Origin of the sequence: Amphritea pacifica (genome assembly GCF_016924145.1) — a bacterium.
In the GTDB taxonomy this organism is placed as follows: Bacteria; Pseudomonadota; Gammaproteobacteria; order Pseudomonadales; family Balneatricaceae; genus Amphritea; species Amphritea pacifica.
On record NZ_JAFFZO010000234.1, the window covers coordinates 1 to 255 of the forward strand.

Annotated in this window: 1 rRNA gene; it reads left to right on the forward strand. The window is 42.4% G+C overall.

Features of this window, described 5'->3' with window-relative positions:
- Window positions 1–174 precede the first annotated feature (174 nt).
- Window positions 175–255 (forward strand): 23S ribosomal RNA (locus JW499_RS22165); the annotation flags it as partial.

Here is a 255-nt window from a genome sequence, read left to right on the forward strand (position 1 = left end):
GATGTTTATCTTTTAAAGCTTTTAGCTTTATCCGCTCTTTAACAATTGAATCCTGTAACAAAACGAGAAATATGTACAAGCGCTAATCCGGCGTAAATGTATCGTTACTTCAGCGTCATCTTAGATGGCAATGAAGTTTTATCAGTGACTTTGACAGACCCTTTTGGGTTATATGGTCAAGTGACTAAGCGTGCACGGTGGATGCCTTGGCAGTCAGAGGCGATGAAGGACGTGGTAACCTGCGATAAGGTTCGG